The sequence below is a fragment of the Comamonas fluminis genome, from assembly GCF_019186805.1.
GTDB classification, from domain to species: Bacteria; Pseudomonadota; Gammaproteobacteria; order Burkholderiales; family Burkholderiaceae_C; genus Comamonas; species Comamonas fluminis.
In genome coordinates this window covers 779,596-795,097 of record NZ_CP066783.1, presented here as the reverse complement: position 1 = coordinate 795,097, position 15,502 = coordinate 779,596, and the positions used below count along the sequence as shown (strand labels likewise).

Below are 15,502 nucleotides of genomic sequence, written 5' to 3'. Positions count from 1 at the left end.
CGAAATTCGTGTGCCTAACTCTCACGAGGAAAGCATCTGGCAGGCCATCTCGCCCACCCGCTGCAAAGCATGCCAGTGCGCCTGCGTCCAGTCACCACCCAGACCGATGCGCACCCCATGCCGAAAGCGTCCAGCCGTGGCAAACACGGTGCCAGGCGCTATCAATATCTGCTCCTGCAGGCAGGCCTCATGCAAGGCCATGGCATCAAGTCTGGCTGGCAGTTCCAGCCACAGCAGCAGGCCGCCCGGCGGATCGCTGACACGCGTGCCCTGCGGAAAAGACCGGGCGATGACCTGCCGCGCCTGCTCTACCCGCACCGCAATACCCGCCCTCAACTGGCGCATGGCAGCGGCATGCCCCGCCTGCGTGATCAGGTCGGCCAGCGCCAGTTCCAGCACGGCAGACTGGCCACCGGCCTGCATCTCCTTGATCTGCCGCAGCGCATCCGTCCAGCGCCCGGCCTCCAGCCAGCCCAGGCGCAGCCCCGGCGCCAGCGTTTTGGAAAATGAATGGCAAAGCATCACCTGGCCAGAGCTGTCATAGGACTTGAGCGTGCGGCGCATGGCATCGCCCTCTGCCAGATCGGCATAGATCGCGTCTTCAATCACCGGCAGGTTGTGCTGCTGCGCCATCTGCACCAGGCGCTTGCGTTCGGTCTGGGGCATGCAGCAGCCCAGCGGGTTGCTGAGCGTGGGCACCAGCAACAAGGCCTTGATAGGCTGGGTGTTCAGCGCCAGCTGCAGGGCATCCAGAGACAGGCCATGGCGCGGGTGCGTGGGAATTTCCAGCGCACGCAGCTGCAGCGCCTGCAGGACCTCCAGAAATGAAAAATGCGTGGGGGACTCCAGCGCCACCACATCTCCGGGCAGGGTCACGGTGCGCAGGCACAGGGCCACGCTATCCATACAGCCGCCGGTGATGATGATGCGCTCCGGGTCCAGACTGCAGCCCAGCCCCACGGCATAGCGAGCCAGCGCTTTGCGCGCATCTTCATGACCGTCTGAGCCGGGATAGGTGCACAGCAGTTGCCGGTGCTGCTGTACAGAGCGCGCAACCGCACGGCGAACACGATCTGCATTGAGCAAATCCAGCCCCGGCGTTCCGCTGCTGAAGGAAACCATGCCCTCCATCTGCTTTCGCCCCATGACACGCTGGCCCAGCCAGTCCAGCGACACCGCACGGGGGCGCTTCATGGGCCGGGAGATCTGCGGCTCGGGCAGCTCTACCAGTCGGCTGGCGACATAAAAGCCCGAGCGCGGCCTGGCAGTAATCAGCCGGGCATCCTCCAGCCAGTGATAGGCCTGCACCACCGTGGTCTGGGCTACGCCGTACTGACGAGCGGTTTCGCGCACCGACGGCAATTTTTCCCCGCGTGCCAGCGTTCCCTGCCGTATTGCCAGGCTCATTTGCCCAGCAATCTGCAGATACAGCGGGGTCGATTCAGCAAATTCCATCCCGCCATTCTGTACTGCATGCCATCAAAAGCATCAGTACAGATTGCGCCCAACCCGTACAGCACAGACAGACTGCCCGCCCGCTCTGTGCTGCTTCAGATGGCCTTCCTCTGTAGCTGGCCGGATGACTCGCGCTTGCGCACAGTAAGGGTCATGAAATCACTGCAGACCACTCCCCCACCCTCACCCCAGACCCGCTGGCAAAGGCTGGCACTGCAACCCGGTGCAGCCATACACACCCTGAATCTTCGCAAGGGCCAGACACTGGAGCTGGCCGTGCAAACCGGCCGCGTCTGGCTGACCCAGGAAGGCCTGCCGGACGACATCATTCTGCAGCCCTCACAGCGCATGCAGTTCTGCGGGCCTGCAAGACTGCATGTGGGCGCTGCAGATACCCAAACAGCACAGCTGCGCTGGGCAGATATTTCGACCACGAAGCTCACCCCAACCTTCGTGGCGCCAGCCGCCCTGCGGCGTGCATGAAAAAGGCCCGGATAAACCGGGCCTGCATTCACTGCTTTGTGGATAGCCTTCAGCGGCTGTAGCGCGGCGAAGGCACAGGCGGCGGTGCGTATCTGTCACCATCTGCCGGGAAAGCGCGCGGGTCGCGCAGCTCCACCTCCGGCGCACGGCGGCGGGGCAGATCGGGGTCGCGCTCGTTCAGGCGCACTTCAAACAAGGCCGTGCCAATCACCCCCACATTGCGCGCATCGCCCGCCGGTGTGTTGTTGGCATAGGCCCGGTCTTTGCCAGAGAAGCGAAAAGCCGCCACTTCACGGTCGTTCTTGCGAAAGCCATCAATCACCAGCCGCTCGCCAGGACGCAGCAGATAGCCATCGCTCTCGATGCTTCCGGGCTTGCCACTGAGCACATCCAGACCATCCACCGTCGCCACCACTTCGTAGTAGCGGTTGCTGCGGTTGATATAAATCAGCTCATAGCGGTCACCCTTGCGGCCTGCCACGTGATAGTCCTTCGCGCCACGTGTGGCGTAAACGCGGTAAACAGGACTGCCCTCCCCCGCGCCAATGGCCAGCTCCACATCGCCATCGGCCAACAGAACGTTGAGCTGGCGCTCAGCATACTTGCCCAGCACACGGCGAATGCTTTCTTCGTCCGAATAACGCAGCTGCCCCACGGCACGCGGGGTATCGGGCGTCAGGCGCGACGCCTGAACCACCTTGGTGACGGACTCGCGCCCCTCGCCCCATTGGGTGCCCAGTGTCGATTCGGCCTTGGCAGCCCGTGGAGCCGCCATCCTGGCATCCGCCGTGACTGAAGCCATTGGCGCGGGCGCAGGTGGTGCGGGCGCCACTTCGCTCATGACCTCTGTTTTGCTGGAGGGTGCTTGCGTGCTGCAGCCCGCCAGCACGGCCACCAGCAAAGCGCCCCAGATTGACTGCCACCAGCGCATGCGCCAGCTCGCCACCGATTGATGCATAGACCGCTCCTTCTATTGTTGGTGGCCGCCAGTGTGGCGAAATTTGCCCCAAAGCACGAGCACTAAAACATCTTGAGAGCAATTCATACAAGCGCAAACTGCAGCTGAAATTCGCAGTCTCTGCGCCCATAAAAAAAAGCCGCGCAGAGAATGTGCGGCTTGGGGTGATGCGGGCCAGAGCCAGCGTTTACACGCCAGCCCAGCACCTTTCATCTGTGGATGAATTACTTCTTGTCTGCGCTATCAGGCAGCGCGTAGGCAATCACGTAGTCACCCAGGTCAGGCGAGTGGCTTGCGCCGCCGGCCGAGATCACCACGTACTGCTTGCCCGTCTTGGGCGACTTGTAGATCAGCGGAGCGGCCACAGCGCCCACAGGCATACGGGCCTTCCACACTTCCTTGCCGGTCTTCGAATCCATGGCGCGCAGGTAGTAATCCTGAGTACCAGCGAAGAACACCAGGCCCGAAGCGGTGGAGGTAGGACCACCCAGCGTAGGCATGCCCAGAGGGATTTGCATATGGGTCTTGGTACCCATGGGGCCGGTGTCCTGCACGGTGCCCAGAGGCACTTGCCAGACCAGCTTTTGGGTATTCAGGTCAATACCGCTCATGCTGCCAAAGGGAGGCGTGTTGCAAGGCACACCCAGGGGCGATTGCATGATGTCGATCTTCACGCCGCCGTAGATACCGGCGATTTGAGGACGGATGGTGCCCATGAAGCCAGGGACTTCATCGGTGGTGACCTTGAACTTCTTGGCGTTTTCCTGCGTCACCAGCGACATGCGCAGCGGCATGCGCATGTCATTGACGAACATCATGCCGGTGTTCTCGTCGATCGAGATACCACCCCAGTTCATGCCGCCCAGCAGGCTAGGCCATTCGATGTAAGGCTTTTCGGTAGGAGGTGTGAAGGGGCCAACGTACACCGAGTCCTTGAACTTGATACGGCAGTACAGCTGGTCAAACATGGAAACACCCCACATGGCGCTTTCGCTCAGAGGCTCGACACCAATGGTAGGCATGCCCACCGAGTAAGGCTGTGTGGGCGACAGATGCTCGCCTTCGGCAGCGGGCGACGTCACCACAGGGCGCTCTTCCACCTTGGTGAAAGGCGTGCCATCACGGCGGTCCAGCACAAAGATGTGGCCGGTCTTGGTGGTCTGGATCAGCACAGGGGTCTTTTCACCCTTGTCGTTCTTCATGCTGTACAGCACAGGCTGCGAGGGAACGTCAAAGTCCCACACGTCGTGGTGCACGGTCTGGAACGTCCACTTTTCCTTACCGGTCGAGGCGTCCACGGCCACGATGGCAGAGCCGTACTTTTCCTTGATCTTGCTGCGGTCGCCGGCCCAGTAGTCAGGGGGGCCATTGCCGGTGGGCAGGTAGACCAGGTTCAGGTCTTTGTCAAAGGTAGGCACCGTCCAGACATTGGGCGTTTCCAGCGTGAACTGGTGGTCGGGGGCAGACACGTCGGCACCTTCGGGTGCGCCAATGTCCCAGGCCCAGGCGATCTTGCCGGTCAGCACGTCAAAGGCGCGCACGGCGCCCGAAGGCTCGCCAGCCACGATGTCGCGCACCCAGCCGCCCACCACAGCCAGGTGGTTCATCACCACAGGCACAGCGGTGGGGTGGTAACGCTTGCTGACCTCGGTGGGGCCCATGCCCTTTTTCAGGTCAATAAAGCCATGCTCGCCAAAGTCTTCGCAAGGCACGCCGGTATGGGCGTCCAGAGCAAACATGCGGGCGTCGATGGTCGAGACCAGAATACGCTGGCGGCATTGCTGCACGGTGGCGTAAGCGGCCTTGGTCACAGCGCTCAGGCTGTTGTCCTTGTCCATATCGTGGTAGCCCACGCCACGGCAAGTCACGTGCTCTTCGCTCTTGGCATGGGGGTCAAACTTCCACAGCTCCTTGCCCGAGTCGCCATCCACGGCGGCGACCACGTTCTCAGGCGTGCAGGTGTAGAGCACATTGCCGATCTGCAGGGGCGTGTTCTCATCCACACCAAAAGCGCTGCCGGTCGTGCGGCGGCCGGTGTGATAAGTCCAGGCGACTTGCAGGTCCTTCACATTCTCAGGCGTGATGTCCGAGTAAGGCGCAAACCGGGTGCCCGAGGCGCTGCGGCCATAGAACTCCCAGTTTTCAGGTGCTTTTTCGTCGTTGGACGAAGCCACGGCATCCTTGATGTCCTTGGCTGCGGCCACGGGGTTCAACGTGGTGCCGTGGGGAAAGAAAGCCGCCACCAGCGTGGCCAGCAGTGCCAGGAAGATGGCGCCACCAAAGCCATTGGCAGCACGGCGCGGAGCCGCTGCAGTGCCGGGCATTGCAGCGCCCACCCACAGACCTACCATCAGAATCAGGGCAGGCACCACCAGACGGGGCAGCAATTCCCAATAGCTGAAATGGACAACGTCACACAAAGCCCAGATCAAGGTTGCCACGAATATGACAACCGAAAATGGCAGCGCAATACGCTTGCGTGCCACAAATAGCCCGGCCAATACCAGATAAGCCAGGCCAGCGATCAAATAATATTTAGATCCACCTAATCCTGCCAGTTGAAAGCCCCCATAGATCAAGCCCAGGGAAACCAGTAAAACCAGCAGAGAGAAGACGATCCGAACGGTATTTCTGATTGAAACAGATCCCTTTTGAGGATGCTCAGCGTCAGTCATTGTTATATATTTCGTTGGTTGATGAAAAAAGTGCATAGGTCATATAGATGACTTGAATAGATAATCCATTCATCCCACAGTCATTCATATGCACGGGCGAAAAATATACCCATGGTTTACCTTTTAAAATCCATGCACTAAGGAACCAAAAATTTTAAACTTGATTAAGTTTTTATTAAGGGTTTACCCCATAAACCCTCTCAACACAGGGGCCGGGCATAAAACAACAAGAGCCTGCTAAAGCCTGCAACAAGCAGCAACTGAGCCCAAGCTTCAAGAACCCGCAAACAGCCAGATAGGCGCAGGCATAAAAAAACCGGGGCATTGCCCCGGTCAGCATCTTCAGCCATGGCTGGCTGGCAAGTTGGCTAGCAGGCTTGCGGCCCGCACTGCCCCTCGCGCATCAAGACTTCAAACGCATCTCCGCTGCTCGGGCGTGGCCCTGCAAGCCTTCGCCGTAAGCCAACACGGCCGCCGTCTTGCCCAGGATCTGCGCACCGGCTTCGCTGACTTCGATGATGGAGCTGCGCTTCTGGAAGTCGTACACGCCCAGCGGCGAGCTGAAGCGCGCCGTGCCGCTGGTGGGCAGCACGTGGTTGGGGCCGGCGCAGTAGTCGCCCAGGCTCTCCGACGTATAGGCACCCAGGAAGATAGCGCCGGCGTGCTTGAGCAGGGGTTCCCACTTGTGCGGATCGCGGCTGGAGACTTCCAAGTGCTCGGGCGCAATGCGGTTGCTGATGGCGCAGGCCTCTTCCATGTCCTTGGTCAGGATCAGTGCGCCACGGTCAGAGAGGCTCTTGGCGATGATGGCCTTGCGGGGCATTTCGGGCAGCAGGCGGTTGATCTCGGCCTGAACCGCGTCGATGTAGGCAGCGTCCGGGCACAGCAAGATGGACTGGGCCAGTTCGTCGTGCTCAGCCTGACTGAACAAATCCATCGCCACCCATTCAGGGGGCGTGGTACCGTCGGCCAGCACCAGAATTTCAGACGGGCCGGCAATCATGTCGATGCCCACCATGCCGAACACGCGCTTTTTGGCGCTGGCCACGTAGGCGTTGCCGGGGCCGGTGATCTTATCCACCTTGGGGATGGTGGCCGTGCCGTAGGCCAGCGCAGCCACGGCTTGCGCGCCACCAATAGTGAAAGCGCGGTGCACACCGGCCACATAGGCGGCGGCCAGCACCAGCGGGTTCTTGGCGCCTTGCGGGGTTGGAACGACCATGATGATGTCGCCCACACCGGCCACCTGGGCGGGGATGGCGTTCATCAGCACACTGCTGGGGTACGCCGCCTTGCCGCCGGGCACATAGATGCCCACGCGGTCTAGCGGCGTGACCTTTTGGCCCAGCAAGGTGCCGTCTTCGTCGCGGTAGCTCCAGCTTTCGCCGTTGGCCTTCTTTTGCGCCTCGTGGTAGCTGCGTACGCGACGGGCGGCGGATTCCAACGCTTCGCGCTCGGCCGTGGGCAGGCTGTCGAAGGCGGCTTTCAGCTCGGCCTGGGTCAGCTCCAGCGCCGCCATGGATTCCGCTTGCAGGCCATCAAAGCGGGCCGTGTACTCCAGCACGGCGGCGTCGCCACGCTTTTGCACATCGGCCAGGATGTCGGCCACGCGCTGTTCGATGGCCGCATCCGTGTCCGCCGACCAATGCAGACGCTGAGCAAAATCATGCTCAAAAGTGGCATCAGCGGTTGATAGACGGGCGGGAGCAGCTACGAATTCCATAGTATTTACCAGTGGGCTAGAAAAGAAACTCAGTTGTTCTTTGCGGCCACAGCGGCCGCAAACGAATCGATGATGTGGCGCAGCGGCGCTTGCTTGAGCTTGAGCGAGGCCTGATTGACCACCAGACGCGAGCTGATGTCCATGATGGGCTCGACCTCGACCAGATCATTGGCCTTGAGCGTGTTGCCGGTGGACACCAGGTCGACGATGGCATCGGCCATGCCGGTCAGCGGTGCCAGCTCCATGGAGCCGTACAGCTTGACCATGTCCACGTGCACGCCCTTCTTGGCAAAGAAGTGGCGGGCAATTTCGGGGTACTTGGTGGCAATGCGCAGGCGCGCGCCTTGCTTGACGGCGTGGGCATAGTCAAAGCCATTGCGCACGGCCACGCTGACGCGGCACTTGGCAATCTGCAGATCCAGCGGCTGGTACAGGCCCTGGCCGCCATGTTCGATCAGCGAATCCAGGCCCGACACGCCCAGGTCGGCACCGCCGTACTGCACGTACACCGGCACGTCAGAGGCGCGCACCAGCACCACGCGTACGTTGGGCTGGTTGGTGTCAAAAATCAGCTTGCGCGACTTTTCCACGTCTTCCGTCACCTCAATGCCGGCAGCAGCCAGCAGGGGCACGGTTTCTTCAAAGATGCGGCCCTTGGACAGGGCGATGGTCACAGGGGTGGTGACGGTGGTCATTGCGAAATTCTCTCGATATCGGCACCCAGGGCGCGCAGCTTGTCTTCCATGCGGTCGTAGCCACGGTCCAGGTGGTAAATGCGGTCCACCACGGTCTCGCCTTCAGCCACCAGGCCGGCGATCACCAGGCTGGCGGAGGCACGCAGGTCGGTGGCCATCACGGTGGCGCCCGACAGGCGCTTGCCGCCTTCGATGTGTGCCACGCGGCCATCGGTGGTGATGGCTGCGCCCAGGCGCACCATCTCGTTGACGTGCATAAAACGGTTTTCAAAAATCGTCTCGGTCACCACGCTATTGCCTTCGGCCACCAGGTTCAGGGCCATGAACTGGGCCTGCATGTCGGTGGGAAAGCCCGGGTATTCGGTGGTGCGGAAGCTCTGGGCCTTGAGCTTGCCGTTGGACGACACCTTCAGGCCCTGCGCCACGGATTCCACCGTCACGCCAGCGTCTTTGAGCTTGTCGATCACGGCACCCAGGTGCTCGGCACGGGCGTGGTGCAGCAGGGCTGCGCCACCCGTGGCCGCCACGGCGCACAGGAAGGTGCCGGCTTCAATGCGGTCGGCCACCACGTCGTGGGTGCAGCCGTGCAGCTTGTCCACGCCCTGAATCACGATGCGGCTGGTGCCGTGGCCGGTGATCTTGGCACCCATCTTGATCAGCATTTCGGCCAGATCAGGGATTTCGGGCTCCATGGCGGCGTTTTCCAGCACGGTCTCACCGTCGGCCAGGGCGGCGGCCATCAGGAAGTTCTCGGTACCGGTCACGGTCACCATATCGGTGGTGATGCGCGCACCCTTGAGCTTGGTCCAGCCCTCGGGCAGGCTGGCGTGCATATAGCCGTTTTCCACGGTGATGATGGCACCCATGGCCTGCAGGCCCTTGATGTGCTGGTCCACCGGGCGCGAGCCAATCGCGCAGCCGCCAGGCAGCGACACCTTGGCCTTGCCAAAGCGGGCCAGCAGCGGGCCCAGGGCAAGCACGGAGGCGCGCATGGTCTTGACCAGCTCGTAAGGGGCTTCGGGCGTCAGGCTGTCGGGGGCGACAAAGCTCATGCCGCCGCGCTCGCCGTGGGTTTCGGTCTGCACACCCATATTGGCCAGCAGCTTGCGCATGGTGGCCACGTCATGCAGACGGGGCACGTTGTGCAGATGCACGGGCTCGTTGGTGAGCAGCGCGGCGCACATTTCGGGCAGAGCGGCGTTCTTGGCTCCGGAGATGATGACTTCGCCTTGCAGCGAACGACCACCGCGAATCTTGAGTTTGTCCATGGCGTCAGGCCTTGAATCAATAAGGGATAAAAATACCGTCAATCGCTTATCTATAAAGCGCTGCGAGCTATCAAATCAGGGGGTTTCTGGCTGTTATTGCGAAGCTCAGGCCTGAGCGGCCGTCCACTCAGCAGGCGTATAGGTCTTCATGGACAGCGCATGCACCTCATCGGTGGCCATGCGGTTGCCCAGCGTTCCATAGACCAGACGCTGACGACCCAGCAAACGCTGGCCTTCAAACTGGGCGGAGACGATGGTGGCAAACCAATGTCGGCCATCGCCCTCCAGCGCAATATGTTCGCAGGGCAGGCCGGCGGCGATCAGGTCTTTGAGTTGGTCTGCAGTCATGAAAAAAGCCTTTTGGCGCACAGCGCACGAAACCGGTCATTGTCTCGCAAGCTGTGGCGCCTGAATCCTAAAAATCAGTTACGAATCTTGTAGCCGATGCGCAGCAGGTGCACCGCCAGCGCGCTCACAGCCAGCCAGGCTGCACCCACAATGGCAAAGCTCAGCCACGGAGAGACATCGCTTTGGCCAAAGAAGCCATAGCGAAAGCCGTCAATCATGTAGAAGAACGGGTTGATATGGCTGACGGTTTGCCAAAAACTGGGCAGCGAATGCACGGAATAGAACACGCCGGACAAGAACGTCAGCGGCATGATCAAAAAGTTCTGGAACGCAGCCATCTGGTCGAACTTCTCAGCCCACAGACCAGCGATCAGGCCCAGCGTGCCCATCAGCGCGCAGCCCAGAAAGCCAAAGACCAGAATCCACAGCGGCGCGGAAAAGTCGGGAATGGCAAAGAACAGCGTGACGATAAAAACGCCCAGCCCCACCAGCAGGCCACGCAAAATGGCGGCCCCCACATAGGCACTGAACCAGGCCCAGTGCGACAGCGGCGTGAGCAGCACAAAAATCATGTTGCCCATGATCTTGCTTTGCACCAGGCTGGACGAGCTGTTGGCAAAGGCGTTTTGCAGCATGCTCATCATCACCAGACCGGGAATCAGAAACGCGGTGTAGGGAATGGTGTCATAGACCTTGACGCGGCCTTCCAGCACATGGCCAAAGACCAGCAGATACAGCACTGCCGTCAGCACAGGCGCGGCGATGGTCTGAAAGCTCACCTTCCAGAAGCGCAGCACTTCCTTCTTGAGCAGGGTTTGCCAGCCGTTCATGCCGCACCTCCGGCCTGCTGGCCTTCTTGATTCATGACGTGGATAAACACGTCTTCCAGATCCGCACGGCGAATTTCCACATCTTCGGGCGTTACGCCGCCCTCGCGCAGCGCGGCCAGCAGTTGCTCCACATCCGCAGCATTGGCGGCAGGAATCTGCACAATCCGGCCTGTAATGCGGGCACGGTCAGCCAGGGGCTTGGGCAGTGCGCTATCTGTTTTGAACTGCAGCACATTGCTGGAGGCAGACTTGAGCAGATCGCTCATGGTCGAGAGCTTGATGATCTCGCCGTGCTTGAGCATGGCCACGCGGCTGCACAGCGCCTCGGCCTCTTCCAGATAGTGCGTCGTCAGCAGCACCGTGTGGCCCTGCTTGTTAAGCTTGGCAATGAAGTGCCACAGCATCTGGCGCAGCTCCACGTCCACACCGGCCGTGGGCTCGTCCAGCACGATGATGGGCGGCTTGTGCACCAGCGCCTGCGCCACCAGCACGCGTCGCTTCATGCCGCCCGAGAGCTGGCGCATATTGTTGTGCGCCTTGTCGGTCAGGCCCAGACTGTGCAGCAGCTCGTCAATCCAGTCGTCATTGTTCTTGACGCCGAAATAGCCGGACTGGAACTTGAGCGCCTCGCGCACGGTGAAGAAGGGGTCGAACACCAACTCCTGCGGCACGATGCCGAGCTTGCGGCGTGCATCGGCGTAATTCGCCTGCACATCGCTGCCCTGCACCAGCACGCGCCCGCCGGTCGCCCTGGACAGGCCCGCCAGAATGCTGATGAGCGTGGTCTTGCCTGCGCCGTTAGGGCCAAGCAGACCGAAGAATTCGCCTTCCTCAATATCCAGGCTCACCGATTTGAGCGCCTGGAATTCCCCCTTGGGGGTTTGGTAGGACTTGGAGACGGATTGGAATGAGACTGCGGACATGGAGCCCATGATTCTAGGACTTCGCCGCCGTTTGTGCCGCCGCGGGGAATCCGGGCGGTTTCCGGGTAACAGGCTGCCAATCAGCGCTGCTGCGCCGCTGTGGCATCGGCCTCTGCCGGGGGCAGCAGCAGGCCATCAACCCCATAGAGCACGGCCATGGACTTGAGGCCCTTGGGCAGCCCGCTGACCACCAGTTGCTTGCCCGCTTCCAGCGCCGCACGGCGGCAGGCCAGCAGCACGGCCAGCGCCGAGGAGTCGAACACCTTGACCGCGCTGGCGTCCACAGGCACCTGAGGCGCAGCAAATGCCGTGACCTGCGGGCGCAGGCTCAGCAGGCATTCACGCGCCTGGCGGTAGGTCAGCTCCCGAGGCAGCTGCAGCGTTTGGGAAGAGTTGTTTGCCATGTCTGCATGTGCAGGCTAACAGGCGCCGGTGGCGCCCATCCGCCTGTTACTGAGCCTTGCTCACATTGGCGGGCATGGAGCTGCGCGAAGCCAGGGTCTTGATCAGGCTGTCGATGCCGTTGGCATTGATTTCCTGCGCAAACTGATTGCGGTAGGTTTCCACCAGCCACACGCCCAGCACGTTCAGGTTGTAGATCTTCCAGCCTGTGGCCTGCTTTTCCAGACGGAAGTCCAGCTGCACAGGGTCGCCACGGCCATTGACCTGGGTGCGCACCAGCACGTCGGTGTCACCAGCGGCCATGCGCAGGGGCTTGACGGTAATGGTCTGATCGCCCACCTGGGACAGTGCACCCGAGTAGGTACGAATCAGCAGCGCCTTGAATTCATCCTGCAGACGCTGACGCTGGTCGGGCGTGGCCTGGCGCCATGCGGGGCCCACGGCAGCCGAAGTCATGCGGCGGAAGTCCACATAAGGCATGACTTTGTCATTGACCAGTGCGTTGATCTTGGTCGAGTCGCCATTGCGCAGGGACGCATCTTTCTTGATGGTTTCCAGCACATCGGCAGAAACGCGCTTGACCAGCAGATCAGGCGTTTCATCGGCAGCCTGCGCAGGCAGACCCAGATTCAGAACCAGCATGGCACCAGCGGTCATGCCCAGCATACGACGAGACAGTTTCATTGCATTTTCTCCTGGCCCGCTAGTGTCATCGCACTGGCGCGGCCTGTACATCATCTTTGTAACCAGCTGCTTATGCCGCCAGTCAACGCTTACTGGCCTTCTGGTGGCAGCTTGCCAGCGTTGTCGTCATCATAGTTTTCGAGACGACCATCGCCGCCAGACGCGGCGCCGCCGATGCGTGAGCGCAGATATACATCGCGCATCAGGCTGTACTTGTCCAGCGCTACGGAGTCCAGCATGTCGCCGGCCTTGAGCAGGTCGGCACGGCGGTTCACTACGCGTAGCCCGTAGAGGCTGTTGCGCCAGCGCACATCATCCACAGAGTTAGCGGGGTAGCCGTAGGCATCGACCACCATGCCCGCCGTGTCACGCACAGTGGAAGGGCCAAAGAACGGCAACACCAGGTAAGGGCCCGTAGGCACGCCCCAGCGGCCCAGCGTCTGACCGAAGTCCTGCTTGGCGCGCTGAATGCCGGCCTCGCTGGCCACGTCGAACAGACCGCCAATACCAAAGACGGTGTTGACGCTGAAACGCACCATGGAGTTGTAGGCGCCCTCGCCCTGCCCCTGCAGCACATTGTTCACAAACGACCAGGCATCGCCCAGGTTGTCAAAGAAGTTGGTCACGCCGGAACGGGCCAGGCGCGGAGTCACCGTCTGGTAGGCCGTGGCAACGGGCTTGAGCACCGCTGTATCCACCTTGTCATTGAAGGAGTAGATGCTGCGGTTCATGGATTCCAACGGGTCAGCCGGGTTGGCGGGGCCCGTTGTCGTGGCACAGCCCGTGAGCAAAGCTGCTACGGAAACAGTAGCTGCCAGCGCAATACGTTTAACGGGTTGAGCTTGATTTTGCTGATTTTTCATCATTTATTCGCTCCGGCATTGTTCGCAGAATCCGCAGAGTCACCACCGCCTTGTTCGGCGCGGCCATAGAGGAACTGACCAATCAGGTTTTCCAGCACCACTGCCGACTGGGTCGAAGTGAGACGGTCACCAGCCTTGAGGTTTTCTTCGCTGGCACCGGGCTCAATGCCAATGTACTGGTCGCCCAGCAGACCGCTTGTGAGAATTTTCAGCGAGCTGTCCTTGGGGAAGGCATAGCGGTTTTGCATCTTCAGCAGCACATCGGCCTGGAAGGTCTGGTCGTTGAAGGTAATGTTCTCCACACGGCCCACCACCACACCGGCGCTCTTGACGGCGGCCTTGGGCTTGAGCCCGCCGATATTGTCAAAGCGGGCGGTGACCGCATAGGTCTTTTCAAAGTTCAGGCTCAGCAAATTGGCCGACTGCAGGGCCAGAAACACCAGAGCCAGCACACCGATCAGCACGAACATGCCAACCCACACATCACTTTTGTTCTGTTGCATGATTTTTTTACCTTTTATCTGCTGCCAGCCTCAAATGCTGAACATGGTGGCCGTCATCAGAAAGTCGAGCCCCAGCACCGTGAGCGATGCCACCACCACGGTACGTGTGGTGGCCCGGGAAACACCTTCTGGCGTGGGCTTGGCCGTATAGCCTTCCAGCAGGGCCACGAAAGTCACGGCCAGACCGAAAACAAAGCTCTTCATGACGCCGTTGCCCAGATCAGCCCACCAGTCCACACCGGACTGCATCTGACCCCAGAAGGCGCCGCTGTCCACACCAATCATCACCACACCGACCAGCCAGCCGCCCATGATGCCGACGGCACTGAAGACTGCCGCCAGCAAAGGCATGGTGATCAGGCCTGCCCAGAAGCGCGGCGCCAGAATGCGCTTGACAGGGTCAACTGCCATCATTTCCATAGCAGACAGCTGTTCACCCGCCTTCATCAGGCCGATTTCAGCGGTCAACGCCGTGCCAGCACGACCGGCAAACAGCAGCGCCGTGACCACAGGGCCCAGTTCGCGCAGCAGGCTCAGCGCCACCATCATGCCCAGTGCCTCGGCCGAGCCGTAGCGCTGCAGGATGTAATAGCCCTGCAGACCCAGCACAAAGCCCACAAACAGGCCAGAGACGCCAATGATGGCCAGGGAATAGTTGCCCAGAAAGTGAATCTGGTCGCCAATCAGGCGGGGGCGCCTGAGTGCGGGCCCCATCAGGCAGATAAGCTGCCACAGCAGGCGGGCACCCATGCCCATATTGCTCAATTGCTTGCGCACGGCAGCACCTATGCGCGCGGGATGCAAAGCGTTCATGCGCGCCTCCGGCTTTCGGCCGAAACACCGAAGTCCTCTTCGGCACTGACGCCTGGATAGTGAAATGGCACGGGGCCGGTAGCGCGGGCGTGAATGAACTGCTGCACCAGCGGATCCGCATTGGCACGCACTTCATCAGGCGTTCCCTGCGCAGCCACGCCGCCGTTGCCCAGAATCACCACATGATCGGCCACGTTGAAGGTCTCTTCCACATCGTGCGACACCAGAATGGAAGTCAGGCCCATGGCGTCGTTGAGCTGGCGAATCAGCTGCGCGGCCGTACCCAGAGAAATCGGGTCCAGACCGGCAAAGGGCTCGTCATACATGATGAGTTCAGGGTCCAGCGCAATGGCGCGGGCCAGTGCCACACGCCGCGCCATGCCGCCCGAGATTTCGCTGGGCATGAGCTTGCGCGCACCGCGCAGGCCCACGGCATGCAACTTCATGAGCACGATGTCGCGAATCAGCGCTTCGGGCAGGTCGGTGTGCTCACGCAATGGGAAGGCCACGTTGTCGAGCACGCTCATGTCGGTGAACAAGGCACCGAACTGAAACAGCATGCCCATGCGGCGACGCGCGGCATAAAGCTGCTGCGTGTCCATCTGCGTGACGTCCTGACCATCAAACAGCACTTCACCCTTCTGGGCACGATTCTGGCCGCCGATCAGGCGCAGCACTGTGGTTTTGCCGCCACCGGAAGCCCCCATCAGAGCCGTGACCTTGCCGCGTGGCACCTGCAAAGACAGGTCGCGCAGGATGACGCGGTCACCATAGCCAAAGGTGACGTTGCGCAATTCCACAAAGGAAGCGTTGGAAGACATGCGGTGGAGGATGAGGCGAAGTAGAGATTGAACGCGTATTGTGCCGAGTCACCACCTA

Annotated in this window: 16 protein-coding genes; 1 reads left to right on the top strand and 15 read right to left on the bottom strand. The window is 61.0% G+C overall.

Annotated elements, in window-relative coordinates; all coding sequences use genetic code 11:
* Window positions 1-21: 21 nt before the first annotated feature.
* Complete coding sequence (locus JDW18_RS03930; protein WP_218242442.1) at window positions 22-1,455, bottom strand: aminotransferase-like domain-containing protein; 1,434 nt, start codon at window positions 1,453-1,455, stop codon at window positions 22-24.
* Window positions 1,456-1,608: 153 nt separating this feature from the next.
* Between JDW18_RS03930 and JDW18_RS03925 the strand changes: the two genes are divergently transcribed.
* Complete coding sequence (locus JDW18_RS03925) at window positions 1,609-1,938, top strand: DUF2917 domain-containing protein (protein WP_218242441.1); 330 nt, start codon at window positions 1,609-1,611, stop codon at window positions 1,936-1,938.
* Window positions 1,939-1,987: 49 nt separating this feature from the next.
* Here JDW18_RS03925 and JDW18_RS03920 read toward each other — a convergent pair whose 3' ends face one another.
* From JDW18_RS03920 to JDW18_RS03855, 14 genes are all read right to left on the bottom strand, one after another.
* Window positions 1,988-2,896, bottom strand: a complete 909-nt coding sequence (locus tag JDW18_RS03920) for a hypothetical protein (RefSeq protein WP_218242440.1) — start codon at window positions 2,894-2,896, stop codon at window positions 1,988-1,990.
* A gap of 224 nt (window positions 2,897-3,120) precedes the next feature.
* Entirely contained in the window at window positions 3,121-5,571 is a 2,451-nt protein-coding gene (locus JDW18_RS03915) for a membrane-bound PQQ-dependent dehydrogenase, glucose/quinate/shikimate family (protein WP_218242439.1), read from the bottom strand.
* A gap of 403 nt (window positions 5,572-5,974) precedes the next feature.
* A complete protein-coding gene (gene hisD, locus JDW18_RS03910; protein ID WP_218242438.1) occupies window positions 5,975-7,294 on the bottom strand; it encodes a histidinol dehydrogenase in 1,320 nt (439 codons plus the stop codon).
* A gap of 29 nt (window positions 7,295-7,323) precedes the next feature.
* Window positions 7,324-7,989, bottom strand: a complete 666-nt coding sequence (gene hisG, locus JDW18_RS03905) for an ATP phosphoribosyltransferase (RefSeq protein WP_218242437.1) — start codon at window positions 7,987-7,989, stop codon at window positions 7,324-7,326.
* The gene (gene murA / locus JDW18_RS03900; RefSeq protein WP_218242436.1) at window positions 7,986-9,257 is read right to left on the bottom strand and encodes a UDP-N-acetylglucosamine 1-carboxyvinyltransferase; all 1,272 of its coding nucleotides are present in this window, start codon (window positions 9,255-9,257) and stop codon (window positions 7,986-7,988) included. Before murA ends, hisG begins: the two co-directional genes overlap by 4 nt.
* Before the next feature lie 105 nt (window positions 9,258-9,362).
* Window positions 9,363-9,605 (bottom strand): BolA family protein, encoded by a 243-nt coding sequence (locus JDW18_RS03895; RefSeq protein ID WP_218242435.1) that lies wholly within the window; start codon window positions 9,603-9,605, stop codon window positions 9,363-9,365.
* Between the two features lie 74 nt (window positions 9,606-9,679).
* Window positions 9,680-10,435, bottom strand: a complete 756-nt coding sequence (locus JDW18_RS03890) for an ABC transporter permease (RefSeq protein ID WP_218242434.1) — start codon at window positions 10,433-10,435, stop codon at window positions 9,680-9,682.
* Complete coding sequence (locus JDW18_RS03885; RefSeq protein ID WP_218242433.1) at window positions 10,432-11,358, bottom strand: ABC transporter ATP-binding protein; 927 nt, start codon at window positions 11,356-11,358, stop codon at window positions 10,432-10,434. Before JDW18_RS03885 ends, JDW18_RS03890 begins: the two co-directional genes overlap by 4 nt.
* 80 nt (window positions 11,359-11,438) lie before the next feature.
* On the bottom strand, window positions 11,439-11,762 hold the full coding sequence (locus JDW18_RS03880; RefSeq protein ID WP_218242432.1) for an STAS domain-containing protein: 324 nt from the start codon (window positions 11,760-11,762) through the stop codon (window positions 11,439-11,441).
* A gap of 46 nt (window positions 11,763-11,808) precedes the next feature.
* Window positions 11,809-12,444, bottom strand: a complete 636-nt coding sequence (locus tag JDW18_RS03875) for an MlaC/ttg2D family ABC transporter substrate-binding protein (RefSeq protein ID WP_218242431.1) — start codon at window positions 12,442-12,444, stop codon at window positions 11,809-11,811.
* A gap of 89 nt (window positions 12,445-12,533) precedes the next feature.
* Window positions 12,534-13,307, bottom strand: coding sequence for an MlaA family lipoprotein (locus JDW18_RS03870; RefSeq protein ID WP_218242430.1), 774 nt, complete (start codon window positions 13,305-13,307; stop codon window positions 12,534-12,536).
* The gene (gene mlaD / locus JDW18_RS03865; RefSeq protein WP_218242429.1) at window positions 13,307-13,810 is read right to left on the bottom strand and encodes an outer membrane lipid asymmetry maintenance protein MlaD; all 504 of its coding nucleotides are present in this window, start codon (window positions 13,808-13,810) and stop codon (window positions 13,307-13,309) included. The genes JDW18_RS03870 and mlaD overlap by 1 nt, the downstream gene beginning before the upstream one ends.
* Window positions 13,811-13,840: 30 nt before the next feature.
* Window positions 13,841-14,623, bottom strand: coding sequence for a lipid asymmetry maintenance ABC transporter permease subunit MlaE (gene mlaE / locus JDW18_RS03860; protein ID WP_218242428.1), 783 nt, complete (start codon window positions 14,621-14,623; stop codon window positions 13,841-13,843).
* A complete protein-coding gene (locus JDW18_RS03855) occupies window positions 14,620-15,444 on the bottom strand; it encodes an ABC transporter ATP-binding protein (protein WP_218242427.1) in 825 nt (274 codons plus the stop codon). Before JDW18_RS03855 ends, mlaE begins: the two co-directional genes overlap by 4 nt.
* Between the last annotated feature and the right edge of the window lie 58 nt (window positions 15,445-15,502).

Bases quoted from the DNA above. Each gene is read 5' to 3' on its own strand.
- JDW18_RS03925 (WP_218242441.1), top strand. From the start codon at position 1,609: ATGAAATCACTGCAGACCACTCCCCCACCCTCACCCCAGACCCGCTGG.
- hisD (WP_218242438.1), bottom strand. From the start codon at position 7,294: ATGGAATTCGTAGCTGCTCCCGCCCGTCTATCAACCGCTGATGCCACT.
- JDW18_RS03930 (WP_218242442.1), bottom strand. From the start codon at position 1,455: ATGGAATTTGCTGAATCGACCCCGCTGTATCTGCAGATTGCTGGGCAA.
- mlaE (WP_218242428.1), bottom strand. From the start codon at position 14,623: ATGAACGCTTTGCATCCCGCGCGCATAGGTGCTGCCGTGCGCAAGCAA.
- murA (WP_218242436.1), bottom strand. From the start codon at position 9,257: ATGGACAAACTCAAGATTCGCGGTGGTCGTTCGCTGCAAGGCGAAGTC.
- JDW18_RS03890 (WP_218242434.1), bottom strand. From the start codon at position 10,435: ATGAACGGCTGGCAAACCCTGCTCAAGAAGGAAGTGCTGCGCTTCTGG.
- JDW18_RS03885 (WP_218242433.1), bottom strand. From the start codon at position 11,358: ATGTCCGCAGTCTCATTCCAATCCGTCTCCAAGTCCTACCAAACCCCC.
- JDW18_RS03915 (WP_218242439.1), bottom strand. From the start codon at position 5,571: ATGACTGACGCTGAGCATCCTCAAAAGGGATCTGTTTCAATCAGAAAT.
- JDW18_RS03920 (WP_218242440.1), bottom strand. From the start codon at position 2,896: ATGCATCAATCGGTGGCGAGCTGGCGCATGCGCTGGTGGCAGTCAATC.
- JDW18_RS03895 (WP_218242435.1), bottom strand. From the start codon at position 9,605: ATGACTGCAGACCAACTCAAAGACCTGATCGCCGCCGGCCTGCCCTGC.
- JDW18_RS03855 (WP_218242427.1), bottom strand. From the start codon at position 15,444: ATGTCTTCCAACGCTTCCTTTGTGGAATTGCGCAACGTCACCTTTGGC.
- JDW18_RS03875 (WP_218242431.1), bottom strand. From the start codon at position 12,444: ATGAAACTGTCTCGTCGTATGCTGGGCATGACCGCTGGTGCCATGCTG.
- hisG (WP_218242437.1), bottom strand. From the start codon at position 7,989: ATGACCACCGTCACCACCCCTGTGACCATCGCCCTGTCCAAGGGCCGC.
- JDW18_RS03870 (WP_218242430.1), bottom strand. From the start codon at position 13,307: ATGAAAAATCAGCAAAATCAAGCTCAACCCGTTAAACGTATTGCGCTG.
- JDW18_RS03880 (WP_218242432.1), bottom strand. From the start codon at position 11,762: ATGGCAAACAACTCTTCCCAAACGCTGCAGCTGCCTCGGGAGCTGACC.
- mlaD (WP_218242429.1), bottom strand. From the start codon at position 13,810: ATGCAACAGAACAAAAGTGATGTGTGGGTTGGCATGTTCGTGCTGATC.